The 24,581-nt window shown below is 43.0% G+C and carries 26 protein-coding genes; 25 read left to right on the forward strand and 1 reads right to left on the reverse strand.

All coding sequences use genetic code 11. From position 1 onward, the window contains the following. The first annotated feature begins 76 nt into the window (after nucleotides 1–76). The 20 genes from CARFE_RS15410 (at nucleotide 77) to tsaD (ending at nucleotide 19,253) form a co-directional block, all read left to right on the forward strand. The gene (locus CARFE_RS15410) at nucleotides 77–2,038 is read left to right on the forward strand and encodes a sensor domain-containing diguanylate cyclase (protein ID WP_051250080.1); all 1,962 of its coding nucleotides are present in this window, start codon (nucleotides 77–79) and stop codon (nucleotides 2,036–2,038) included. 194 nt (nucleotides 2,039–2,232) lie between these two features. Then, nucleotides 2,233–3,324: a class II glutamine amidotransferase gene (locus CARFE_RS0101090; protein WP_011343636.1), complete on the forward strand. Its 1,092-nt coding sequence runs from the start codon at nucleotides 2,233–2,235 to the stop codon at nucleotides 3,322–3,324. A gap of 1 nt (nucleotide 3,325) precedes the next feature. Beyond that, on the forward strand, nucleotides 3,326–4,828 hold the full coding sequence (locus tag CARFE_RS0101095; protein WP_028051432.1) for a glutamate synthase-related protein: 1,503 nt from the start codon (nucleotides 3,326–3,328) through the stop codon (nucleotides 4,826–4,828). A gap of 10 nt (nucleotides 4,829–4,838) precedes the next feature. Further along, nucleotides 4,839–5,573 (forward strand): GltB/FmdC/FwdC-like GXGXG domain-containing protein, encoded by a 735-nt coding sequence (locus CARFE_RS0101100; RefSeq protein ID WP_034541399.1) that lies wholly within the window; start codon nucleotides 4,839–4,841, stop codon nucleotides 5,571–5,573. A gap of 73 nt (nucleotides 5,574–5,646) precedes the next feature. Next, entirely contained in the window at nucleotides 5,647–6,219 is a 573-nt protein-coding gene (locus CARFE_RS0101105) for an ANTAR domain-containing response regulator (RefSeq protein ID WP_028051434.1), read from the forward strand. A 156-nt stretch (nucleotides 6,220–6,375) separates the two neighbouring features. Beyond that, on the forward strand, nucleotides 6,376–7,440 hold the full coding sequence (locus CARFE_RS0101110) for a type I glutamate--ammonia ligase (protein ID WP_028051435.1): 1,065 nt from the start codon (nucleotides 6,376–6,378) through the stop codon (nucleotides 7,438–7,440). Nucleotides 7,441–7,479: 39 nt separating this feature from the next. After that, complete coding sequence (locus CARFE_RS0101115) at nucleotides 7,480–9,060, forward strand: FMN-binding glutamate synthase family protein (protein ID WP_028051436.1); 1,581 nt, start codon at nucleotides 7,480–7,482, stop codon at nucleotides 9,058–9,060. Between the two features lie 160 nt (nucleotides 9,061–9,220). Then, on the forward strand, nucleotides 9,221–10,552 hold the full coding sequence (glnA, locus tag CARFE_RS0101120; protein WP_028051437.1) for a type I glutamate--ammonia ligase: 1,332 nt from the start codon (nucleotides 9,221–9,223) through the stop codon (nucleotides 10,550–10,552). Nucleotides 10,553–10,669: 117 nt separating this feature from the next. Then, the gene (lpdA, locus tag CARFE_RS0101125; protein WP_028051438.1) at nucleotides 10,670–12,040 is read left to right on the forward strand and encodes a dihydrolipoyl dehydrogenase; all 1,371 of its coding nucleotides are present in this window, start codon (nucleotides 10,670–10,672) and stop codon (nucleotides 12,038–12,040) included. A gap of 20 nt (nucleotides 12,041–12,060) precedes the next feature. Then, nucleotides 12,061–13,356, forward strand: coding sequence for a heterodisulfide reductase-related iron-sulfur binding cluster (locus CARFE_RS13825; RefSeq protein WP_051250082.1), 1,296 nt, complete (start codon nucleotides 12,061–12,063; stop codon nucleotides 13,354–13,356). Nucleotides 13,357–13,427: 71 nt separating this feature from the next. Continuing rightward, nucleotides 13,428–13,682: a CopG family ribbon-helix-helix protein gene (locus CARFE_RS0101135; protein WP_011343645.1), complete on the forward strand. Its 255-nt coding sequence runs from the start codon at nucleotides 13,428–13,430 to the stop codon at nucleotides 13,680–13,682. After that, the gene (locus CARFE_RS0101140) at nucleotides 13,682–14,032 is read left to right on the forward strand and encodes a type II toxin-antitoxin system PemK/MazF family toxin (RefSeq protein ID WP_011343646.1); all 351 of its coding nucleotides are present in this window, start codon (nucleotides 13,682–13,684) and stop codon (nucleotides 14,030–14,032) included. Before CARFE_RS0101135 ends, CARFE_RS0101140 begins: the two co-directional genes overlap by 1 nt. A 42-nt stretch (nucleotides 14,033–14,074) precedes the next feature. Next, on the forward strand, nucleotides 14,075–14,740 hold the full coding sequence (locus CARFE_RS0101145; protein WP_028051439.1) for a gamma-glutamyl-gamma-aminobutyrate hydrolase family protein: 666 nt from the start codon (nucleotides 14,075–14,077) through the stop codon (nucleotides 14,738–14,740). Further along, nucleotides 14,737–15,867, forward strand: a complete 1,131-nt coding sequence (locus CARFE_RS0101150; protein WP_028051440.1) for an amidohydrolase — start codon at nucleotides 14,737–14,739, stop codon at nucleotides 15,865–15,867. Before CARFE_RS0101145 ends, CARFE_RS0101150 begins: the two co-directional genes overlap by 4 nt. A gap of 109 nt (nucleotides 15,868–15,976) precedes the next feature. Beyond that, complete coding sequence (locus CARFE_RS13830) at nucleotides 15,977–16,360, forward strand: response regulator (protein ID WP_011343649.1); 384 nt, start codon at nucleotides 15,977–15,979, stop codon at nucleotides 16,358–16,360. 49 nt (nucleotides 16,361–16,409) lie between these two features. Beyond that, nucleotides 16,410–16,595, forward strand: a complete 186-nt coding sequence (locus tag CARFE_RS0101160; protein WP_011343650.1) for a hypothetical protein — start codon at nucleotides 16,410–16,412, stop codon at nucleotides 16,593–16,595. 98 nt (nucleotides 16,596–16,693) lie between these two features. Beyond that, a complete protein-coding gene (gene tsaE, locus CARFE_RS0101165) occupies nucleotides 16,694–17,155 on the forward strand; it encodes a tRNA (adenosine(37)-N6)-threonylcarbamoyltransferase complex ATPase subunit type 1 TsaE (protein WP_028051441.1) in 462 nt (153 codons plus the stop codon). Next, nucleotides 17,146–17,799, forward strand: coding sequence for a tRNA (adenosine(37)-N6)-threonylcarbamoyltransferase complex dimerization subunit type 1 TsaB (tsaB, locus tag CARFE_RS0101170; protein WP_028051442.1), 654 nt, complete (start codon nucleotides 17,146–17,148; stop codon nucleotides 17,797–17,799). Before tsaE ends, tsaB begins: the two co-directional genes overlap by 10 nt. Before the next feature lie 2 nt (nucleotides 17,800–17,801). Beyond that, nucleotides 17,802–18,251: a ribosomal protein S18-alanine N-acetyltransferase gene (gene rimI, locus CARFE_RS0101175; RefSeq protein WP_245570738.1), complete on the forward strand. Its 450-nt coding sequence runs from the start codon at nucleotides 17,802–17,804 to the stop codon at nucleotides 18,249–18,251. Then, entirely contained in the window at nucleotides 18,252–19,253 is a 1,002-nt protein-coding gene (gene tsaD, locus CARFE_RS0101180; RefSeq protein WP_028051444.1) for a tRNA (adenosine(37)-N6)-threonylcarbamoyltransferase complex transferase subunit TsaD, read from the forward strand. An 81-nt stretch (nucleotides 19,254–19,334) separates the two neighbouring features. Here the strand turns inward: tsaD and CARFE_RS0101185 are convergent, their stop codons facing one another. Next, nucleotides 19,335–19,955, reverse strand: coding sequence for a beta/alpha barrel domain-containing protein (locus CARFE_RS0101185; protein ID WP_210432918.1), 621 nt, complete (start codon nucleotides 19,953–19,955; stop codon nucleotides 19,335–19,337). 143 nt (nucleotides 19,956–20,098) lie between these two features. Here CARFE_RS0101185 and CARFE_RS0101190 point away from each other — a divergent pair, with 143 nt between their 5' ends. From CARFE_RS0101190 to nuoE, 5 genes are all read left to right on the forward strand, one after another. Beyond that, nucleotides 20,099–21,397 (forward strand): radical SAM protein, encoded by a 1,299-nt coding sequence (locus CARFE_RS0101190; protein WP_028051446.1) that lies wholly within the window; start codon nucleotides 20,099–20,101, stop codon nucleotides 21,395–21,397. Nucleotides 21,398–21,482: 85 nt separating this feature from the next. Next, on the forward strand, nucleotides 21,483–22,763 hold the full coding sequence (locus CARFE_RS0101195) for a phenylacetate--CoA ligase family protein (RefSeq protein WP_028051447.1): 1,281 nt from the start codon (nucleotides 21,483–21,485) through the stop codon (nucleotides 22,761–22,763). A gap of 14 nt (nucleotides 22,764–22,777) precedes the next feature. Beyond that, the gene (locus CARFE_RS0101200) at nucleotides 22,778–23,209 is read left to right on the forward strand and encodes an ACT domain-containing protein (protein ID WP_011343659.1); all 432 of its coding nucleotides are present in this window, start codon (nucleotides 22,778–22,780) and stop codon (nucleotides 23,207–23,209) included. A gap of 134 nt (nucleotides 23,210–23,343) precedes the next feature. Then, nucleotides 23,344–23,922 carry a 5-formyltetrahydrofolate cyclo-ligase gene (locus CARFE_RS0101205; RefSeq protein WP_028051448.1) on the forward strand — a complete coding sequence of 193 codons (579 nt, stop codon included), beginning with the start codon at nucleotides 23,344–23,346 and terminating at the stop codon, nucleotides 23,920–23,922. 173 nt (nucleotides 23,923–24,095) lie between these two features. Continuing rightward, complete coding sequence (gene nuoE / locus CARFE_RS0101210; protein ID WP_011343661.1) at nucleotides 24,096–24,581, forward strand: NADH-quinone oxidoreductase subunit NuoE; 486 nt, start codon at nucleotides 24,096–24,098, stop codon at nucleotides 24,579–24,581.

Below are 24,581 nucleotides of genomic sequence, written 5' to 3' on the forward strand. Positions count from 1 at the left end.
GCAGCCCCTTTTTTTATGTTGTTTTTTAGTATATTATATAGTTAAATTATAGCTATTTTTTTATCCGGTGAGAAAAATGCCGAAAACGATTAAATACCGTTTAATTTTCTTTCTAACATTGACACCGGTAATTGTGGGAATTATCAGTTTTGGTTTTACCCACTATCGTGAAATAAAAGTGGCTGAAGAACTGGGGCTTAGTGCGTCCCGGGAGCTGGCCAATTTATTTAGGGAACGAATGAATAACTTGGCTAATATAGCTTTTGAAGATATCTGGTGGAGTTATGATTTGGCGGAGGGTCTTTTAAAAGGTCTACCCTCGAATGAGTATTACCGGGAAATTGAAAACAAAATTATTAAAACCATGGCGGCCCGGAAAGGTTTTATCGAGGTTATCGATGACCAGGGCAATGTTATTTACAGTCAGGGGCTAAAGCTTGATCCGGCGTATTTTAAATATTTGGTATACAAGCCTGCAATGATGGGCAGTGTTTCTGGATTTTATGAAATCGCCGACCTTTTGGGAAAAAAGCATATAACGTATCTCAGGGCTGAGCAGGTTTTAAATGAAAAAGGAAAACCTCTGGGAGTAATAGTTGTCGGATACAGTTTGGAGGAAAACCAGGTCCTCTTTACGGAGTTATTTACCCAGGGATTGCAAAAACAAAAATTATTGCCGGGTTTAATCCTGTACTGGAAAAATAAGCCTTTATGGCATTTTGGAGATGTCAGATTTGAACCGCTTCTCGGAGAGCAGATTAAGAAACTGCAAAAGGAGAACATGTTGACGGAAATTCGGATAATTGACGGTAAAAGATTTTACGTTTCCTATCTACCGCTGGAAAACCGCAATTCGAGTTTACTAACGTTAGGGGTATTTTTACCTGCCGATTTATTGGTCAGGCCTTATAGAATAAGTTTTTGGCAGGGGTTACTGATTTATATTATTCTTCTGGGTTTACTGGTGGTACTGGGGATTTATGTAATCATCGGTCGCCAATTGGAAAAGCCCTTAAACGAGTTAATGGAGGTACTTATCGACTGGATTGAGGGGAAGGATTTAAACTTTACGGAGTATCAGGAAAAATATCCGGAGTATAAAAAGCTTTTTAAGCGAATTTACGACTTAAAAACTACCAAAGAAAAAATAGCCAATCAATGGTACCGGCTGGCCGAAGGAGTTTATAATTTAGGCGAAGCGGCCAATGACGGAGATTTGGTCAAGAAGCTGGTTTTTCATATTAAATTACTGGTAGAAGTGAAGGGAATAAAAATATTCCTAAAAAATTTGAAAAGCGACGAATATTTTCCCCTTTATACAGAAGGGCAGGTGGCAACCGGGCACCCGGCGTTTTGCTCGGATAACGGGGAATATCAAGACGGTACTTACTGTTACCCCATTACCCTGGGAAGCGAGAAACTGGGGTTTATTATTATTGCGGCTGATAAGGACAAACTTACCGAGGAATCACGGGAATTTTTAAACAACTTGATCCTAATGAGCGGACCTCTGGTAAAGCTTTATCTTTTAAAAAATTACCTGGCGGAAATTTCGCTGCGAGATCCGCTAACGCAAGCGTTTAACCGGAGATTTTTGGAAGATGCGATTTTGGAAAACAGGGATTGCAATTATTCCCTTATTTTCATCGACCTTGATAAGTTTAAAGAAATTAACGATACTTACGGCCATAATGCTGGCGATCTGGTTTTAATTAAGCTTACCCAAAAAATTAGGGAAAATTTAAGAAGCCAGGACCAGGTAATCAGGATGGGTGGGGATGAGATTTTAATTTACCTTCCCAATACCCCTATTGAACTCACCCGGGAAATAGCCAACCGCATAATGGAATTAATTAGAAAGGAACAGTTTACGGTTATGAAAGATACCAAAACGGTTACCTTCAAAGTTTCGGCCAGTATAGGTATCGGAAGTTGCCGGGAAGGAGAAAGTTTTGAGGAAGTTTTAGCGCGGGTGGATAAAGCCCTTTACCGGGCCAAAGAACTGGGTAGAAACCAAATTGTGGTGGCCGCTGATTAAGTTAATGTATACAAGATATTTTTTGAATTAACCTTGTCATAAAATTAAATATTCATTATAATTTTACTACAACTTACCGGCACAACGGCGTGTCGGAAATGCAGGGCATTGGCGCCTTCCTATCTCTCTGTAGGTATTCTTGTGCCTATAGAGGGGGGAAGGTTTTTTAATTTATAGATGGGAGGAAATGGAAAATGGACCGGACTTTTGAACGGATCCCTTCCGGATGTGCCATAAGCGGTATCATGAGTGTTACGGGTAAACGAATTTCGGGAGAAAAAATTATTGCTTCGATTTCCCTGATGCATGACCGGAGTAATGGTTTAGGAGGAGGTTTTGCCGCTTACGGCATTTATCCGGAATTTGCCGACCATTATGCCTTTCATTTAATGTATCAGTCGGAGAGGGGTAGAACTTTAACCGAGGAATTTTTAAATAAACATTTTATCATTGAGCGCGGGGAACCAATCCCAACCCGTCCGGTTGCGACCATTACCGATCCTCCACTTTTGTGGCGGTATTTTCTAAAGGTACCGGAAGAGCGCCTTTACAAAAACCACGAACCGATGGATGAACGGGATTATGTGGTGGAAAAGGTTATGTACATTAACGACAACATTCCCGATAGTTATGTGGCCTCTTCCGGGAAAAACATGGGTGCTTTTAAAGGAGTCGGCTATCCCGAAGACATTGGGCGATTTTTCCGTTTGGAAGAGTATGAAGGTTATTTGTGGACGGCTCATGGGCGTTTTCCCACCAATACCCCGGGCTGGTGGGGTGGAGCCCATCCTTTTACCCTGTTAGACTGGTCGGTGGTGCATAATGGCGAAATTTCTTCTTATGGTATAAATAAGCGGTATCTTGAGATGTTTGGCTATAAATGTACCTTAATGACCGACACCGAAGTGGTAGCTTATGCAGTGGATTTATTGCACCGCCGGCACGATTTACCTTTAGAAATTGTGGCTAAAGTGTTGGCTGCTCCCTTTTGGAAAGATATAGAGAAGATGGAGGAAGAAGATCGGAAACTTTATACGGCCCTACGGCAGGTGTACGGTTCTGCCCTTTTAAACGGACCCTTTAGCATCATCGTAGCCAACAGCAAAGTGATGATGGGCTTAAACGACCGGATTAAGCTTCGGCCCATGGTCTGGGGACGACGGGGTGACTTTTATTATATGGCTTCCGAAGAAAGTGCCATTTATGAAATTGAACCGGCTTTAGACGAAGTTCATGTGTCTAAAGGCGGTGAGCCGGTAATCGTCCGGCTAAAGGAGGGTGAATAAAATGGCGAACTTAATACCACCCCGGTTTAAAGTAGTAATTGATTATGAAAGATGCCGGAAATGCAAAAGATGTGTTATAAACTGCGGTTTTGGCGTATATAGTTTTGCGGACAGGGTTATTCCCGATCATAAAAAGTGCGTTTCCTGCCAGCGGTGTGTGGCTTTTTGTCCGGAAGAGGCGATAACGATCATTGAAAACCCCAATGTTTTTCGGCCCAATAGCTACTGGACGATGGAAGAACGGATTAATATTATGAAGCAAGCTTCTTCCAGCGGTATGCTTTTAACCGGTATGGGGAATGACCGGCCTTATAAAAATTACTTTGACCATTTGTTAATCGATGCCTGCCAGGTAACGAACCCGTCCATTGACCCTTTAAGGGAACCGATGGAACTTACCACTTACCTTGGCAAAAAGCCGGATGCGGTAAAGGTTAAGGTGGAAAACGGTAAGGTAAAACTTGATACCCAAATTGCGCCGCAAATAAAGCTCGATACTCCGATTATCTTTTCTCCCATGTCCTACGGTTCGATTAGTCTGAATGCGCACAAAGCGTTGGCCCGGGCGGCCAAAGAGTGCGGGATTTTAATGAATACCGGTGAAGGTGGTCTTCATAAAGAGCTGTATCCTTATAAAGACTGGATAATCGTGCAGGTGGCATCCGGCCGTTTTGGGGTAAATCAGGAGTATCTCGACCATTCGGCGGTAGTTGAAATTAAAATAGGCCAGGGAGCAAAACCGGGTATTGGCGGACACCTTCCCGGGGAAAAGGTAAACCGGGAAGTTTCGGAAACCCGGATGATACCCGAAGGTACCGATGCCTTAAGCCCCGCTCCCCATCATGATATTTATTCCATTGAAGATTTAGCTCAGCTTATCTATGCCTTAAAAGAAGCTACCCATTACGAAAAACCGGTTTCGGTGAAAATTGCAGCCGTGCATAACGTGGCGGCTATTGCCAGCGGTATTGCCCGGGCCGGAGCCGATATTATTTATATAGACGGTTTCCGGGGCGGTACCGGGGCAGCACCAACTGTAATCCGGGATCATATCGGCATTCCGATTGAACTGGCCATTGCGGCGGTGGATGACCGCCTGCGGGCCGAAGGTATTAGAAACAGCGTGTCCATAGTGGCAGCCGGCGGCATCAGGCATTCGGGGGATGTAGCAAAGGCCATTGCTCTCGGAGCCGATGCGGTGGCAATTGGTACCGCGGCTTTAATAGCTATGGGTTGCCATGTTTGCCAGATGTGTCACACCGGTAATTGTTCCTGGGGGATTGCCACCCAGCGGCCGGAGTTGACCCAGCGGCTTGACCCCGACTGGGCTGCTCAGCAGTTAATTAATCTCGTAAAAAGCTGGTCCTTGGAGTTAAAAGAAATTTTAGGAGCTCTTGGATTAAATGCTATTGAAAGCTTGAGGGGCAGCCGGGAGAGGTTAAGAGGTATAGGGCTTACCGATACTGAACTGGCTATTTTAGGCGTAAAACATGCCGGAAGGTAGGGTGATTGCTATGGAAATAAACGCAAAAGGCATGTATTACCGGGATTTAAACAATCTTTTAAGGGAAAAAGTGGCCGAGGGAGTAACTGAATTTACTCTTCAGGGGATAAACGGCCAGCGGTATCTCGGAACGGGATTAAAAGGTAAGGTTAAAATAGAAGTATATGGTACTCCGGGGAATGACCTGGGGGCGTTTATGGATGGACCGGAAATTATAGTTTACGGTAACGGTCAGGACGGTATTGCCAATACGATGAACGATGGGCGTGTTGTGGTTCACGGCCATGCGGGGGACGTCTTGGGTTACGGCATGCGAGGGGGAGAGCTTTACATCCGGGACTCGGTGGGTTACCGGGTGGGTATTCACATGAAGGAATATAAAAAGCAGGTGCCGGTAATCGTTGTGGGCGGTACCGCCGGGGCCTTTTTTGGCGAATACATGGCAGGAGGAATTCTGGTGGTGCTGGGTTTAAATAAAAAAGAGGGAGAGCCGCTAACCGGAGATTATCTTGGTACCGGAATGCATGGAGGGGTCATTTATCTAAGAGGAGAAGTGGAAAAAGATATTTTAGGAAAAGAAGTGGCCGAATTTGAATTAACCGAGGAAGATTATAAGAGGTTAAATCCCTTACTGGAGAATTATGCAAATTTTTTCAATGTTCCCTTGGACGAAATAAAAAAAGTTCCCTTTAAAAAATTGGTACCGGTTTCCCACCGGCCTTACGGCAAATTGTATACTTACTAACCGCAATGCATAACTGCTTGCGGTTTTTACTTTTTTTATTATAAGATATTGAAAAAAAGCTGAGGGATTTATTTTGGAAAATTTGAAGGTGGTTTTGGGGATCAGGGATTATACTGAGAGAAAAAAGTTTAAGGAAATATTAAGAACCATGGGAATTTTAATAGTAGGCGAGGGAGAGGAAATCCGAGCTTTGATAAATTTATCCTCCCGGGTTTGTCCCGATTTAGTAATCTTGGACGAAAAGCTGGGGACTACCAAAACCCTTCCCTATACCAAAATATTTTATGAAAGCCGGCTGTGTCCGGTAATTTTGTATGTGGAGCAACTTGAGTGGGAATACCTTGAAGATTTTAAAAAAGGCCCTACTTTAAGCCTATTGGTAAAGCCGGTAACGGCGTTAAGCTTAATGGGAGCAATTTATACCGCTTTAACCAACTTTAACACTTATTTAGACCTGGTTACCCAGAAAGAAGATCTGGAAAAACGTTTAGAGGAAAGGCGTTTAATTGACCGGGCTAAAGCATTGTTGATTCAATGGGAAAATTTAACGGAAGATGAGGCTTACCGTTATCTTCGGGAGGAAAGTCGGAAGCACAATATTTCCATGGGTAAGATAGCCAAAAAGATTATTGAAATGTATACATAATTCAATTTAAGAAAATATTGTAATTGATTAAGATATTTTGTAAAATAAGTTGCGAGTTTAGGTCTAAAAAAGCCATAGTTTGGGGCGATGAAGTCCCGCAAGGAAAGGTTTTTACCTTTCTTTGTAGGGCTTTTTTATTTTTGGAGGTATAGACCAATGGAACATATGGAGTTTCTCGAACAGTTAAATACTTATAGTATAAAGTTTTTACGGCTGCAGTTTGTCGATGTTGCCGGAAATTTAAAAAATGTGGCGGTAACTTCGGAAAATGTGGGTGAAGTCTTAAAAAAGGAAATGACCTTTATCCATAATGGGGAGAAGGTTTTGTTTGAACCGGATTTAGAAAGTCTAACGGTTTTACCCTGGCGGCCGCGGGAAGGGGCGGTGGGAAGAATCTATGGTAATTTGCTCCTTCCGAATGATGAACAAAAGATAATTTGCCCGCGTAAATTTTTTACCCGGTTTAATTTACCCCTTGAGGTAGCGGTAGAATTTTCCTTTTATCTTCAGGAAAAAGCTCAGGAGAAAACGCCGGTCGATCACGCCGGGCTTTGGGATGTATCTCCTCTGGATTTGGGAGAAAATTTACGCCGGGATGTGGTTTTAACTCTGGAGAAAATGGGAATAGGGATTAAATATTCGGGACATGGGGCGAATCCTGGGGAACAGGTGCTCGGCTTAAAGCCGGTTAAAGGGAACAAGCTTCCCGATATTTTAACCACCGCCAAGTTTGTGGTTCGCACAATTGCCGAGCGCCACGGGCTTAACGCTTCCTTTTTCCCGTACCATCATAAAAAGCCCGGGCTTTCGGTTAAATACACCTTTTTTGGCGAAAAAGAAGAGACAGAGAAGCTTTATCAAAAAATCGTTACCCTTTTGCCCGAGGCGGAAATAATTTTCCGGCCCTTAATTAACGATTATTACGGTTATCCGCAAAAACTGGAAAACTTTATTTTTTATGATGGGGACAATATAGTTTTGATAGTAAGTCCTAAAGCCAATCCCTATTTAGTTTTAAGTTTACTGGTGATAGAAGCTAATATAAATGCTCAAAATCCTGTTCTGGCCGCGGATTTTGGGCAGGCTTTACGCCGTTTTTCCGAAAGTACCAAATTACGGGAATTTTTTGGTGAACTATTCTGGCGGTACTTAAAAATAAAGCAAAAAAGCTATTTCGATTTTTGGTCAAGGGTTCATGAGGAAGGCGATAATGGAGATTAATAAAAAAATTTTCAATAAAACTTTAAGGAGGGGTTACCTATGACTTTTAGCCTTGGCTTGAACGGTACCGAGGCCACCAGGACCAAGAGGCGAACCGGAGGGGATTTTAGTCCCTACAGCGGGATGTGCGTTACCTGTCTTGACGGGTGCGTAGGCTACTGCGAAATCGCCAAATCGGCCATCCGCGGTAAAGAGGTGATTTATCCGCAGCCCTTCGGGACTACCACTTCGGCATCCCAGAAGAACTACCCGGTTGATTACTCCCACTTTAATATCATGGGTACGGCGGTAGGGGCTGTAGGCATTGAAGCTGACCCGGATAAAGCGATTTTTCCGGCAGCCAACATTGAAACCGCTATTGGAGCTAATAAAGACATTAAGTGTCGCTTCCCGGCGGTGATTGCGGGTATGGGTTCCACCAATGTGGCCGCCAATAACTGGGAGCATTTAGCGGCGGGAGCAGCATTGGCGGGAGTACCCATCGTTATTGGGGAAAACGTTTGCGGCATGGATCCGGATTTAGAACTGGAAAATGGGCGGGTAAAACGTTCCCCGGCTCTGGAAAAAAGGGTTAAAGCGTTTACCGAGTGGTATCAAGGCTACGGAATTGTTGCTGTTCAGGCAAACGTGGAAGATACCCGTTTAGGGGTTCAGGAGTATGCTATAGAAAAACTTGGCGTTGAAGCGGTAGAGATTAAATGGGGACAGGGTGCCAAAGATATTGGCGGTGAGGTTAAATTAAATACCCTCGAGCGGGCACTGCAGCTTAAAAGCCGGGGCTATATCGTTCTGCCCGATCCGGAAGATCCAACGGTCCAGGAAGCTTACAAAAAAGGAGCTTTTAAAGAATTTGAACGCCACTCCCGGATTGGCATGGTAGATGAGGAAAGCTTCCACAAGCGGGTAGAGGAATTAAGAAAAGCTGGGGCTAAATATATCTTCTTAAAAACCGGTGCATACAGACCGGCGGATTTAGCCCGGGCGGTGAAGTTTGCGTCCGATGCCAGGCTTGATCTATTGACGGTGGACGGTGCCGGCGGTGGAACCGGAATGAGCCCCTGGCGGATGATGAACGAGTGGGGTATTCCGACCGTTTACATTCAGGCTTTACTTACCAAATACTTGGACCGTTTAGCCGAAAAAGGAGCTTACATTCCTCCGGTAGCTATTGCCGGGGGCATTAGCCTGGAAGACCAGGTGTTTAAAGGTATTGCCCTTTCCGCTCCCCACGTCAAGGTAGTGGGTATGGCACGGGGACCTTTAGCTGCAGCTATGGTTGGTAAAACCGTGGGTGAGCGGGTTAAAGCCGGAAAAGTACCTACCGAATACCAAAAATACGGCGAATCCCTGGAGCAGGTGTTTATCTTTGCCGAAGAGCTTAAAAATAAATTAGGGGCCGATTTATTTGCTAAGCTCCCTGTAGGGGCAATTGGCGTCTACTCCTATTTTGAACGGATGGCCCAGGGATTAAAGCAGTTCATGACCGGTGCCCGGAAGTTTAACTTAGACGCTATTACCCGGGACGATGTGGCTGCCTTAACCCGGGAAGCAGCAGAAATTACCGGCATTAAGTACATCATGGATATCGACGCCGAAGAAGCTATGAAAATCTTGGGCTAAATGCCTAATTCAGGGACGGTTCTATTTACGTTTATACGCCTAAAAAAAGAACCGTTCCTCTTTTTGGCGGTTGTATGGATACTGGATACATAAGGAGTGAATAAAAAATTTTGGCAAAAATATGTTATAATAAGTGCAAATTGGGGTAAGGAGGTTCAAAATGAGTCCTACCAAAGATGATATTTTAAAAATAGTCCAGGAGAAAGGCATACGTTTTATCCGACTGCAATTTACCGATATTTACGGGATTCCCAAAAATGTGGCCATAACTGCGGAGCAGTTAGAGAAAGCTTTGGATGGGGAGTTAATGTTTGATGGCTCCTCGATTGATGGTTTTGTTCGCATTGAAGAGTCGGATATGTACTTAAAGCCCGACCCTTCTACTTTCATGATTTTGCCCTGGGCGGACCAGCGGTATGCGGAAGCGAGATTAATTTGCGATATTTATACCTATGATGGGAAGCCTTTTTCCGGCTGTCCCCGGGGAAATTTAAAGAGAATCCTCCAGGAAGCAAAACAAATGGGGATTGATGAAATGTATGTGGGGCCGGAAGCGGAATTTTTCCTCTTTCAAACCAAAGAAGACGGTACCCTTACCACGGTTACCCATGATGAAGCCGGCTACTTTGATTTAGCACCGGTAGACCGCGGAGAAAATGCCCGGCGGGATATGGTCCTGGCTTTAGAACAAATGGGCTTTGAAGTGGAAGCTTCCCACCATGAAGTGGCGCCCGGTCAGCACGAGATCGACTTTAAATACGACTCGGCGGTGCGAACCGCCGATAAAGTTATTACCTTCAAGACAGTGGTACGGAAGATTGCCAAAAAACACGGGTTACATGCTACATTTATGCCAAAGCCCGTTTACGGCATTGCCGGTTCGGGAATGCATTTAAATATTTCCCTGGCGGCTAAAGGACAAAATATCTTTTACGATCCCAGTACCCCCCATCAGTTAAGCGATATAGCCTTGTATTTTATCGGTGGCTTATTAAAGCATGCCCGGGCAATTTCGGCCATAACCAATCCTCTGGTAAACTCGTATAAGCGCCTGGTTTCCGGTTTTGAAGCTCCGGTTTATATTGCCTGGTCGTTTAGAAACAGAAGTCCTTTAATCCGGATTCCGGCTAAAAGAGGACCTTCGACCCGGATTGAGCTTAGAAGTCCTGATCCTTCGGCCAATCCTTACCTGGCGTTTGCCGTCTGCTTAAAAGCGGGATTGGATGGCATTAAAAATAAGATTATGCCTCCGCCGCCCTGCGATCGGAATATTTATCATATGAATGAGGAAGAGAGAAAAGCCTTGGGGATTGGTAATCTACCCGCCAGTTTAGGCGAAGCTTTAAAGGAATTGGAGCAGGATGAAGTAATGCGCGAAGCGCTGGGGGAACATATTTTTGAACGGTATATGGAAGGCAAACGCCTGGAATGGGATACTTACCGCATGCAGGTTCACGAATGGGAATTAAAGGAGTATTTAGTGAAGTATTAAACGGGTTTAACCCGTTTTTTTCTTAATTCAAAAAAATAAAAATTTTTGGGTAAATTTGTGGTATAATAATATATATTAAAGCAAATACATTATACACACATTGCTGGGGGGTTTAAGATGTACGACGTAGCAATCTTAGGTGGCGGACCCGGTGGTTATGTGGCAGCAATTAGAGCTGCTCAACTGGGGTTATCAGTAGTAGTAGTGGAAAAAGATGAACTGGGTGGTACCTGTTTAAACCGTGGCTGTATTCCTACAAAAGCACTTGTTTCGGTAGCTGAACGGCTTCATCAAATAAAAAATTCTGAGGTTTTTGGGATTGAGGTTTCCGGTTACAATTTTAATTTTAAAAAAGCTGCCGAACGGAAAAACCAGGTGGTAGAACGCTTGGTTAAAGGAATTCACTATCTTTTTAAGAAGAACAAAATTACCTTGATTAAAGGAACCGGAAGATTAACCGGTAAAAATGAGATAACGGTCGAAACTTCTGATGGCCTGGAAAAGGTAGAAGCCAAAAATATAATCTTAGCCACTGGCTCAAAACCGGCGTTAATTTCAGCTCTTGGCTACGATGGGGAAAGGGTTATTACCAGTGATGAAGCTTTAAACCTGGAAAAACTTCCCGCGGAAATGGTCATCATTGGTGGAGGGGTAATTGGGTCGGAATTTGCCACGATTTTTTCCGAAATGGGTGTTAAAGTGACCATTGTGGAACTTTTGCCATCAATCTTGGCAAATACCGATAAAGAGGTAAGCCGTTATTTAACCACTTTATTTAAGAAACGGGGAATTCAGGTTAAAACCAAAGTAGCGGTTAAAGAAGTTAAAAAAGGTGAAAAAATTACGGTGGTTTTAGAAACCGGCGAGGAACTTGTTACCGACATGGTCTTAATTTCCATTGGCCGCGTATTAAATACCAAAGACATTGGTCTGGAGGAAGTGGGAGTAGCTCTGGGTCCCAAGGGAGAAGTTTTAGTGGATGAATATTTAAGAACAAATGTCGAAAACATCTATGCCATTGGCGATATAACCAGTAAAATGCAGTTAGCTCATGTGGCTTCGGCCCAGGGGATCCGGGTGGTGGAAAACTTAGTCGGTGAACCCCAACCAATGAGTTACGATGTAGTTCCCGGTTGTATTTTTACTTTACCGGAAATAGCCATGGTGGGTTTGACCAGCCAGGAAGCGGAAGAAAAAGGACTTAAAATTATTACCGGTAAGTTTCCCTTTCAGGCTTCCGGAAAAGCGGTGGCGATGGAAGAAATGGAAGGTTTTGTAAAAATTATCGCAGACTATGATACCCACCGGATTTTAGGCGGCCACATCGTTGGGCCTCATGCCACGGACTTAATTGGCGAGATAGCGCTGGGGGTTCAGAAAGGATTGACCCTGGAGGAAATTGCCCATACCATTCACGCCCATCCGAGCTTACCGGAAGCGGTGATGGAAGCGGCGGAAGCGGCTTTAAATAGAGCTATTCACATTTAAAGCAGGACGGGAGGGCTTTTATGAAAAAAATTACAGTCTTTTGGGGGTGCCAAATCCCCGGTCGCCTGGCTTTTTTGGAAAAAAGCACTAGGATTGGTTTAAACGCTTTGGGATATGAAATTAATGACATTCCGGAGTTTGGCTGCTGTCCGGAAAAAAGCTTAATAAAAAATGAAGATGAGAAGCTCTGGCTTTTAACTGCTGCTCGCAACCTGGCATTGGCGGAAAGGGAAGGGTATCCTTTAGTGGTAGCCTGTAACGGGTGTTCTTCATCCTTGAAAACCGCTTATGTAAAATTAAAAGGTAACCCCGGGCTTTTAGCTGAAGTAAATGAAAAGCTTAAGGAATATGGGTTAAGAATAACGGGAAGTTTAAAAGTATTTCATTTAATTGAGTTTTTAGCCGATGAGGTCGGGGCGGGGGTAATAAAACAGCGGGTGCAAAAACCTTTACGCGGTCTGAAAATAGGGGTGCATCCCGGCTGTCACCAGAACCGGCCATCGCCTGCAGCTGCCTTTGAAGACCCGTTAAATCCCCAGAAATATGATACTTTAGTACAAGCATTAGGGGCTACCACCATTGAATATCAATCAAAGTTAATGTGCTGTGGCAATAACTTAACTTTAGCGGGAAAATTAGACGACGGCTGGCGGATGGCTCGGGTGAAAATTCAGGAGCTTACCAACCTCAGAGCCGATGCTTTAACGGTTACCTGCCCGGCATGTTTTATGCAGTTTGACCAGAAGCAGGCGCTTTATGCCCGGCAGGGAGATATTCTTAATTTACCGGTTTTGACTTACATGGAGCTGTTAGCTTTAGCTTTAGGGATTGAAGCGGAAGAATTAAATTTAAAAGAACATCGGATTGACCCATCCCCCGTCTTACGAAAAGCAGGAATAATTAACGAGACCCTTCCCTTTAATGAAGAAGTGCTAAAACGGTGCTTAACCTGCGGTGCCTGTGAATACGATTGTCCTTCAGCTCGCACGGGAGTGATGTCGCCCCAGGGAATAATTAAACGGTTTTTAAACGGAGAGATTGAAGAACTTATTAATTCTTCGGAAATATGGGAATGCGTTGAATGCCATACTTGTTTGGAATACTGTCCGCAAAGATTTGGCATGGAAAAGGTATTTACCTGGTTAAAACACCAGGCGATGGGGCGGGATGTGTATCCTAATTCCTTGAAATCGGGTTATGAAATGTTTGTAAAAACCGGTAGGCTGGCGAAAATTGATGACCGTCAGCGACAAAAGCTGGAACTTCCTTCCCTTTCCTCCCAGGAACCGAGGCAATTTGTAGAAAAGCTGCTGTAGCCTTTGTTTTTTTTGCTTTTTGGTGTATAATTAGGAAGGGCGGCATCACGTTTTTAAGGAGGAATAGTTAAGTGGCATCATTAAAAAAAGTTGTGGTGGCTGTACCTTCAAATCTTTTGGAAGAAGTTGATAAAACTGCGGCGTTGGAGAAAATCAGTCGAAGTGAAGTTGTCCGTCAGGCTTTAAAGTTATATTTGGATGAAAAAAAACGTAAAATGTTAAGGGAAGAGATGATTAAGGGCTATAAGGAAATGGCCAAGATCAACCTGAACTTAGCTTTAGAAGGTTTTTATTACGAAGCGGACGGTTATATGGAGGTTAAATAATGGAGATCAGACGGGGAGATATTTTTTACGCGAATTTAAGCCCCGTAGTTGGTTCGGAACAGGGCGGTACCCGTCCGGTGTTAATTTTGCAAAATGATATTGGCAATTTGTACAGCCCAACTACCATTATTGCCGCAATAACTTCCCAAATTAACAAAGCCAAGCTGCCAACCCATGTGGAAATCTCGGCGGAGGAATCCGGGTTGGAGAAAGATTCGGTAATATTATTGGAACAGATTCGCACCATAGACAAAAGCCGTCTTAAAGAAAAGGTTTCTTCATTAAATAAAGAATTAATGCGGAAGGTCAATCAAGCACTGGAAATAAGCCTCGGACTGGTGGAAATTTAGCCTTTTTCCGGGGCTTTATTTTTTTTTAAGGAGGGGGGCCCCATGTATATAGGAATTCCTGTCTGGCCGGAGGACGGTTTTTATAAAATCCGCCAGAGTTACGTGCAAAAAATACTAAAAGCAGGGGCTAAACCATTTTTTATTCTCCCGGAGCACGATTTAGCCGGGGTATTTAAGGTAATAACGGGAGTTTTAATTCCCGGCGGTGGGGATATCGCTCCGGAATTGTTTGGTGAAGAACCGCGGCCGGAAATTCGAAGTTATAGCAGACAAAAAGACTTATTTGAAATTAACCTTATTAAAGAAGCCCACAAACACGCGTTACCGATTTTAGGAATATGTCGGGGCATGCAGTTAATCGGGGTAGCTTTTGGGGCCGGTATGTATCAGGACCTTTTTACGGAAAGAGAAGGAGTTTTGGCCCATGAGCAAAAAGCCCCGCCGCAAGAGCCAACCCACCTGATAACTTTAAGCCCCGAGGGACGTTTAAGGGAAATTTTTGGCGCCGCAAGGGTGCGGGTAAATAGCTTTCACCACCAGGCATTAAAAAATGCCGGGACGTTTCTTAGCGTTGAAGCGGTTGCGGAAGATGGGGTTATTGAAGCAATTAGTGGACCGAAAATTTTAGGAGTGCAGTGGCATCCGGAGCTTTTAGAAAGTCATGATGGTTTATTTTTCTGGCTTATAGAGGAGGGAGGTACTAAATGAAGCTTTTAAAAAATGGGGTTATCGTTTTAGCTTCCGGTGAACAGCTTAAAGGCGACCTTTTAATTGATGACGAAGGAAAAATTGTTAAAATCGGTGAAGAAATTTTTATCGAGGGAGGGGAAGTAATAGACCTTAAAGGGCAGTATGTTTACCCTGCTTTAATTGATGCGCATACCCATATAGGGTTAATGGAAGAAGGAATCGATTTTGTAGGGGAAGATATCAACGAATATTATGACCCGGTCACTCCCCAGGCGCGGGCCATTGATGGTATTTACCCTTTTGATGTAGCTTTTCGTGAAGCGTATCAAGAGGGGGTTTTAGCCGTCGGGGTTTTGCCGGGTAGCAGTAATCCTGTGGGGGGGACCGGTTATGCCCTTTCTACCCGGGGAAAGACCGTTGACCGTATGGCTTTTGGACCATGCGGGCTGAAGATTGCCTTTGGGGAAAACCCTAAAAAAAATTACGCAGGCCAGAAACGTTTACCCGCCACCCGGATGGGTACGGCAATGCTGATTCGGGAAAACCTGCTTTACGCCCGGGAGTATTTAAGTAAAAAAGAAAAGGGGGAAAAGGTGGAGTTTGATTTAAAAAAGGAAGCGTTTATTCCGGTGCTGAAAAGGGAAATTCCTTTAAGGGCCCATGCCCATCGGGCGGACGATATAATGACGGCAATCCGCATAGCCCGGGAAGTTGAAGTAGACGTAGTGATCGAACACTGCACCGAAGGTCATTTAATTATTGAGGAGCTTAAAGAAGCCCGGGTGCCGGTGGTGGTAGGGCCTACCTTAACCGGTCGTTCAAAATACGAATTAAGGGAGCTTGGCTGGGAAACTCCGGTAAACCTAATAAAAGCTGGAGTAAAAACGGCAATAATGACCGATCATCCAGTTATCCCCTTAAAATACCTGCGTTTACTGGGTTTTCTTTTACAAAATTACGGACTGACGGAGAAGGAGATTTTGCCGTTATTTACCAAAAACCCTGCCGAAATTTTGCAGATTAACTCCTTTGTTGGCGATATACAACCGAATTTGTGGGCCAATTTAATCGTGACGGAAAAGCCGCTTTTTGCTCTGGGAAAAATATCGATGGTATTTTTTAAGGGTGAAAAAATCGTCGGATAAGGTAGAAAGAAAACGACAAGTTTTTTACCAGAGGAAAAGGATTTTTTATATCTTTGACGAAAAAAGTATATGGTAATAAATGGGGATGGGGGGGAAACCCGTGGATATCATGCAGGTTTTGGTTGCCGATGACCAGCCGGGGATCAGAATGCTTTTAAAAATTATTTTGGAGCAGATGGGCTTTGGGGTACATGAAGCAAAAAACGGCCAGGAAGCAGTGGAAAAAGCTTTAAATATTCGACCGGGTCTAATTATTATGGATATGCGCATGCCCTATAAAAGCGGTGATGAAGCCATTGCGGAAATTCACTCTTTTCTTCCGCAAACAGATTTTATTGTAATGACTGCTTATACAGCTCCCGAAGTGTTGGAAAGGATTGATAGAAAAAAAGTTTTTGAGGTTGTTGCCAAACCTTTTGATGTTGAGGAGTTTAAGATGATACTTAATAAATACCTCAAAGAAAAATTTCCCTGGAAATATTCTTTTGTGTAGAAATCTTTCTAAATTCAATTTAAAATGAAGGAACAGGGGGAGTGGTGTTATGGGAGATATTAAATGCGCGAACTGTGAGCTTTGCGGTCGGGAGGTACCAGCGGATTTAATGTGTACTTTGATCTTAACCGATGAAAATAAGGTGGAAGAAGCCTGCTGGTGCATCTGTCCCGAGTGCCGGGAAAAATTTAAAAAGAATATTGCGGAAGTTTATAAGGCGCTTTTGGAAAAATAAAACCGGGTTTAGTTCCCGGTTTTTTTGTTGTTTGGTTGATTTACCAGAATATAAAAGCTATAATGTTTTTGAATTCTCTGCAAAAGGAATGGGGTTTAATGGTTGAGCTTATAAGCAAGACACCGGAAAAAACCAAAAATTTTGGAGAATATATCGGGAAAAATCTTCCTCCGGGAAGCATAATAATTTTAAGCGGTAATTTGGGAGCGGGTAAGACCCTTTTGGTATCAGGGATTGTGGCAGGACTTGGGATAAAAGCCAGGGTAAAAAGCCCAACTTTTAACCTTGTTCACACTTACCCGGGAGAAAAAGGTAACGTTAATCATTTTGATTTGTACCGAATTTCTGCCCAGGAATTTTTGGCTCTGGGTATGGATGAATATTTCACCGATTATGATATTAATCTTTTGGAATGGGGAGAAAAAATAGAAGAGGAGTTAAAGAAAGATTATTTAAAAATTACCCTGGAAAATATCGCAGAGGGAGAGCGGAAAATCAGAGTTGAGGCTTTTGGCGAAAAGTTTAACGAATTAATGGAGGCGCTAATAAAATGGAGTTAGCCGTAGTTGCCGCTACCAGAAGTATTTCCCTGGCTTTACGAAAAAATGATGAGATTATTTTTGAAATAAACGACCGGTTAAAGGAACCCCATGCGGCAGGTTTAATGCCCTTAATTGATTTTGCGTTAAAAAGGGTTTTGGCTAAACCTGAAGATTTAACCGCCATTTATACCGTTCTGGGACCTGGTTCCTTTACCAGTTTAAGAATTAATCTTGCTACCACTCTTGGATTGGCTCAAGCTCTTGGTATTCCCGTTTATGCTACCGATACTTTACGCTTAATTGCGGCCAATGCCGGAGCTTACCGGGGGGAAGTTATGGTTTTAATGGAAGTAAACCGGGAAGAAGTATATTTTGGACATTTTTACAATGATTTTGTGCCCAAACCACTGGAGCAGCTTAAAGTTATCACCTTAAAAGAAGCCCAGGAGAAAGTTTACAATTTTACCGGACTGTTAATCGGCGATGGAGTGGAAAAGTTAGGAGAGATTCCCGAAAATTTAATCTATCTGAAAAAGGCAAGCGAACCTATTGCCAGCAATTTATTTTTTCTGGATTTAGAGTTAATAAATATCTTAGAGGTAAAACCGCTCTATTTAAGAAAATCCCAGGCGGAAATTATGCGGGAGGCAAGGGGCGAATAAAATTGGAATTAAAACTTATGGAATTAAAAGACCTCCCTCAGGTGTTAGATATTGAAAAACTGTCTTATACAAATCCCTGGAGTAAGGCAAGTTTCATGTACGAAATAACCGAAAATCCGTTAGCAACTTATCTGGTAGCTCGTGAGGGGGATAAAGTAATAGGATACGGGGGTATCTGGATTGTATTGGATGAAGCTCATATAACTACTTTAGCTGTTCATCCGGCTTACCGCAGAAACGGGGTAGGAAAAAGTTTATTGAATGCGTTACTTGATGTGGCTAAAAATAGAAAGGTGAGAAATATTATTTTAGAAGTTCGCGCTTCAAATTTTCCGGCACAGAACTTATACCAGAAGTTCGGTTTTAAACCAATAGGAATTAGAAAAAAATATTATTCCCGTCCGGAAGAAGATGCCATTGTAATGAGCCTGGAGTTAAAGGAGGATTATTAATTGGGTAAGGTTATCTTAGGCATTGAAACATCCTGCGATGAGACGGCAGTTTCCTTAGTGGAAGATGGTAGAAAGGTGTTAATTTCTTTACTTTCTTCTCAGGTTGATCTTCACCGGCTGTACGGTGGTGTAGTACCCGAAATAGCATCCCGCAGGCATTTAGAACTGATTTTTCCCCTGTTAGATGAAGCCTTTCGGAATTTCCCCAGGGAAAAAATAGATGCGGTAGCGGTTACGTACGGTCCCGGACTTGTAGGAGCTTTACTGGTTGGCCTTTCGGTAGCCAAAAGTTTAAGCTATGCCTTAAACGTTCCGTTAATTGGAGTTAATCACATGGAAGGGCATATTTTTGCCAATTTTCTTGAAGATGCAAATCCGGTTTTTCCGGCACTGGTGCTGGTGGTTTCGGGGGGACATACCGATTTAATTTTCATGCGGGGCTTCGGGGATTACGAGCTTTTGGGGGAAACCATTGACGATGCTGCCGGGGAGTGTTTTGATAAAGTGGGCCGGGTATTAAACTTACCCTATCCCGCGGGGCCGGTTATTGACCGGTTGAGTAAAAAGGGAAAACCCATTTATAAGTTTCCGGTAGCTCGTTTAAAAGAGGAAGGATATAACTTTAGCTTTAGCGGTTTAAAAACTGCGGTAAGAGTTTTCCGGGAAAAAAATCCCGAGGCTAAAGTTGAAGACATTGCCGCGTCTTTTCAGGAAGCTCTGGTCAGAGCTTTGGTGGAAAATACCGAAAAAGCTTTAAAAGAATGCATGCCGGCTAAGCTTTACTTAGCCGGTGGCGTTGCGGCTAACTCAAGGTTGAGAGAAGAGTTTTTAAATCTTGGTAAAACCTATAATGTTCCGGTGCATTTTCCTTCCCTTCAGTACTGTACAGATAATGCAGCAATGATTGCTGCCGCCGGTTATCACCGCTATCTTTCGGGGAAGTATGCACCGCTTAATTTAAACGCCTACCCTTCGCTGATGCTCGGGGAGGAAAGATATTAATCCTGTGGAAAACTACCTGTGGATAATGTGGATAACTTTGTTGATAACTTGAGATTAAAGGGTTTGTCCTGTTGATAACTTTTAAAAATTTGTCAAAGTACTCCGGTATTTGTTCATAAGATGTCGCATGAGCTCGGCGTTTGACGGTGGAGTGTAGGTGATGGCGTTAGCTCCGGCTTCAATGGTTTTTAAAATTGAGTCGTTGTTTGGGCCACCGGTGGCAATGATGGGAACCTGGGGATAGTTTTTTCTAATTTCCCGTACCACTTGCGGGGTGCTGGGACCGGCGGAAACATTTAAAATATCGGCTCCATTTGCTAAACGTCCTTCGATATTTTCTTCCGGTGAGATTACGGTAACGATTATCGGAATACTCACCGTTTGTCGAACCATTTTTAAGGAATGATTATCGATGGGGCTGTTTAAGACAACTCCTAAAGCTCCCTGAAATTCTGCATCTAAGGCTAAGTTAACTACCCTTCGCCCGCGGGTGGTACCGCCTCCAACCCCTATGAAAACCGGCTGATCGGCAGCACTAATAATTGCATGGGTGATTATCGGCTGGGCCGTAAAAGGGTAGACGGCCATGATGGCATCAGCGTTGTTGTTCCGTATTAATACGAGGTCGGTAGTAAAGATGATGGATTGAATATGTTTTCCCAGGATATCAATCCCGGAAGCTTCTTTAATTACTTCCGGCATTTTTATTATATTGCCCCTTAAAACGGAAGTAACGGCAGGAATAATTCTATCCAAAGTAATCGCTCCCGTAATTTTTTATTTTTAGTTTTACAAATTTATTATAGCGTTAATGAAAAATCTGTAAAGAAGCCTGGTGGGAATCTATGGAAAAGTATTTGGCTGATGCAGTAAAAAGAAACGTGCTACCAATTACTTCTCGCTGTAATGTCCGCTGCCTTTTCTGCAGTCATACCGGAAACCCGTTAGAAGTTAATACCGTATCCTTCCCCCACCTACCTTTCGCAAAAATTAACGAATTCCTTCCCTTTTTAGATCCCGGGAAAAAAATTGTTTTAGGAGAGTCGGCTACAATTATAAACGAAGGAGAACCTTTATTCCATCCGGATTTTAAAAAAATATTGCTTAAAATACGGGAATTATTTCCGAAAACTCCTCTTTCCATTACCACCAATGGCCTTCTTTTAACCCGGGAGATGGTGGACTTTTTAACTTCTCTGGGGGAAGTTGAGCTGGTAATTTCGGTAAATGCGCTAACTCCTGCCAAAAGAAAATTAATTTTCGGTTTTTATTCGGATATTTATCCTAACCTTTACTATCTGTCAGGGAAAATACCATTTACCGCAAGTTTTGTTTTTATGCCTCACGTGGTGGGTTATGAGGAATACGTTTTGAGTATTAAAAAATTAATGCAGTTGGGGGTAGAGGCGGTCAGGGTTTTCCTTCCGGGTTTTACGGAAAAAAATAAACAATTAATTAATGCTCCTCGGGATTTAGAGAAACTTTCGCAAAAACTTTTCGCAGAGTTTTTGGAGGAAAGAACACCGGTGATTATTGAACCAAAGCGTCTAACGGATTTTAGAGCCGAGGTTTTAGGGGTAACCCCCGGAGGTATGGCCTATTTTTTAAAGAAAAAAGATATTATTTTAAAAATAAATGGCCAACCCCCTTTTAGCCGGATGGAAGCCCATAAACTTTTAAATACCCCCGGCGAGAAGCTTTTAGAAATCTTCCGGCAAGGAGAGTTATTGACTTTTAATTTTTCGTTAAAACCCGGGCAAAAAGCAGGAGCGGTTTTTTACCGGGATATTGAGAAAGAAAGGCTCTTGGGGATAATTAGCAAAGTAGAAAAAGCTTTAGCGAAATCCCCCCTTATTTTAACTTCTTATTTAGCCACTACCTTAATCAAGAAGGGGTTACAAAAGCTTGGAGCCAATTACTTGGTTTTACCGGTTAAAAGCCGGTTTTTTGGCGGAAATATTGGCTGTGCCGGTCTTTTAACGGTAGAAGATTACCTTTGGGCGGTAACAAAGGTGCTTAAAGTGCGAAAACCGGATTATCTCCTTTTACCCGGTATTTCTTTTGACGACCGGGGCCGGGATTTAACCGGTAGAAGTTATCTCGAAATTGAAGATTATTTTAAAATTAAGACGGAAATTTTCTAAAAAAGTTTTAAGCCAAAAGGAAAAATTTTTGTTTTGTCGAATACATAAAAAAATTTTATCTATTTCGAGGGGGGTAACCTGGAAAATGTTTCGCAATCGGGAAGAAATTAAAGAAATACAGCTTCACCGCTTGAAAGAGCTGGTTAAAAGGGTATACGAACGGGTGCCTTTTTACCGGCAGAAATTAGATGCCATTGGTTTTACACCGGACAAACTAAAATCCTTGGAAGATCTTCGGCATCTTCCTTTTACTACCAAACAGGACCTGCGGGATAACTACCCCTTTGGCCTTTTTGCGGTAAGCCAGGAAGAAATTGTGAGAATTCATGCTTCTTCCGGTACCACCGGCAAACCCACGGTGGTGGGTTATACCAAAAATGATATTGACCTCTGGAGTGAATTAATGGCAAGGTCAATGAGAAATGCCGGGGTAACTTCCCGCGATATCATTCACAATGCTTATGGCTACGGGCTTTTTACCGGTGGACTGGGTTTTCATTACGGCGCTGAAAAATTAGGGGCAACGGTGGTGCCGGTTTCCGGGGGTAACAGCAAACGCCAGCTGATGCTAATGGAGGACTTTGGAGCTACGGTTTTAACCTGTACCCCCTCTTATGCTTTGCATTTGGCCGAAGAAATGGAAGAGCAGGGCATTTCCCGGGACAGGTTAAAATTGCGACTGGGGATTTTTGGTGCCGAGCCCTGGAGTGAAGAATTAAGGGCCAAAATTGAAGAAAAGCTGAAAATAAAAGCCATTGACGTTTACGGCTTAAGTGAAATCCTGGGACCGGGAGTAGCAATGGAGTGCCAGGAGCAAAAAGGCTTGCACATTAATGAAGACCATTTCCTTCCGGAAATCATTGACCCGGATACCGGTGAGGTATTGCCGTACGGGGAAAAAGGGGAGCTGGTAATAACCACTCTGACCAAGGAAGGAATTCCCCTTTTAAGGTACCGCACCAGGGATATTACCGCCCTTTATCCGGAACCGTGTGCCTGCGGGAATGGCTTAATTAGAATGGACCGGGTAACCGGCAGAAGCGATGATATGTTGATTATTCGCGGTGTTAACGTCTTTCCTTCCCAAATTGAAACGGTGCTTTTATCTCTGGGTTATACCGAGCCCCACTACATGATTGTGGTGGATAAAAAAGGAGCCTTGGACCAGTTAGAAGTTTGGGTAGAACTGTCGGAACAGTTCTTTTCCGATGAAATAAAGAAGCTTGAACAATGGGAAAAGAAAGTGGAAGGAGAACTTTTCACGGTCCTGGGGATTAATGCTAAAGTGCGGTTAGTGGAGCCCCGCAGTATTCCGCGCAGTGAAGGTAAGGCCAAGCGGATTTGGGATAGAAGAGAGTTAAAATAAAAGGAGGGAGTTAGATGATTGTTAAGCAGCTGTCGGTTTTTTTGGAAAACAAATCGGGAAGACTTGCCCGGGTGACCGAGATTTTAGGGGAAAATAACATCAATATTCGGGCTTTATCCATTGCCGATACTACCGATTTTGGTATTTTAAGGCTTATTGTGAACAAGCCCAATGAAGCTTATAAGCTGTTAAAAGAAGAACAGTTTATGGTAAGTTTAACCGATGTTATTGCTGTGGAAGTGCCCGATAAGCCCGGGGGACTGGCCGGGGTTTTAAAAATTTTAGAGCCCTACAACATCAATATCGAATACTTATATGCTTTTGTGGAGAAATCTTCTAATAATGCCCTGGTGGTTTTTCGGGTAGAAGAGCTTGAAAAAGCAATTAAAATTTTAACCGATAATGGAGTCAAAGTGCTGGCGGGTAACGAGGTTTATAGTTTGTAACCGGCAAAATTTGCCGGTTTTTTTGTTAATTTAGTTTTAAAAATGATTAAAAGTAGCAGGAATATTAACGAATAAAGAGAATACTTAAACAGTTAGTCTATTTTTGAAAAATCTGAAAATAAGGAAGATCATGGATGGATGATAAAAAAATTTTAAGAAAGGAAATATTAAACAAAAGAGCTGCTCAATCACCTGAAGAAATAACTGCAAAAAGCGCTAAAATTTTAGAGCTTTTAAAAGTCTTTCAACCCTATCAACAGGCGCAAACGGTAATGGTATACCTGGATTTTCGCGGGGAGGTTAAAACCCTGGAAATTATCAGGGACTTATGGGCTTATGGTAAAAAAGTGGTAATACCGGTAACAGTACTTTCGGAAAAAAAGCTTTTACCGGTTTACTTTAGAGATTTTGGGGATTTGGTAGAAGGAACTTACGGAATCCTGGAGCCTAAAGAGGAAGCAAGAACGATTGCGGAGCCGGAAGTAATTGATTTGGTCCTGGTACCGGGAGTAGCTTTTGACTTAAAAGGAAATCGCCTGGGATACGGAGCCGGTTTTTACGACCGATTTTTACCCAATCTTCGGCCCGCGGTAAAAAAGGTGGCTTTAGCCTTCGAACTACAAATAGTACCCAAAATTCCGACCGGACCCCACGATATCCCAATGGATTATATCATAACCGAAGAGCGCATTATAAACTGCCGCCTTTATTAAAAAGTTTATAAAGGTTTATTTATTAATGTTTTCTCCAACTTCTAACATCTAACTTCCAATATCTAAGTTGTTTTTATCAAAAGGTTATAAAAGGTTATTATGGTTTATTATTTAATGTTTTTTCCAACATCCAATCTCTAACTTCCAACATCTAATTAGGGGGTGTATTTTCTTTGGTTTGTGCCTGCGGGAAGGAAGTAGTTGATCCCAAAAAAGAAAAACTAAAAGAACTGCTTTCTCAGTATCAAGGGCAAAAAGGGGCTCTGATTCCGGTTTTACAGGGTGCTCAGGAAATTTATGGCTATCTTCCCAGAGAGGTTATGGAAGAAATAAGTCGTAGTCTTAAAATTCCTTTTAGCAAGGTTTATGGAGTGGCAACCTTCTATGCTCAGTTTCATCTAAAGCCTCGCGGGCGCAATGTGATTCGCGCCTGTCTGGGTACTGCCTGCCATGTACGCGGTGGAGCGAAAGTGTTTGAGACCCTAAAGAATGAACTGGGAATTGGTGATGGGGAGACGACTCCCGATTTACGGTTTACCCTGGAATCGGTAGCCTGCATTGGAGCCTGCGGGTTAGCTCCGGTAATTATGGTCAACAATGATACTTACGGCCGGCTTACCCCGGATAAGGTAAAAGAAATTCTTGCCAAGTACGAATAG

This window comes from Carboxydothermus ferrireducens DSM 11255 (genome assembly GCF_000427565.1).
GTDB lineage: Bacteria > Bacillota > Z-2901 > Carboxydothermales > Carboxydothermaceae > Carboxydothermus > Carboxydothermus hydrogenoformans.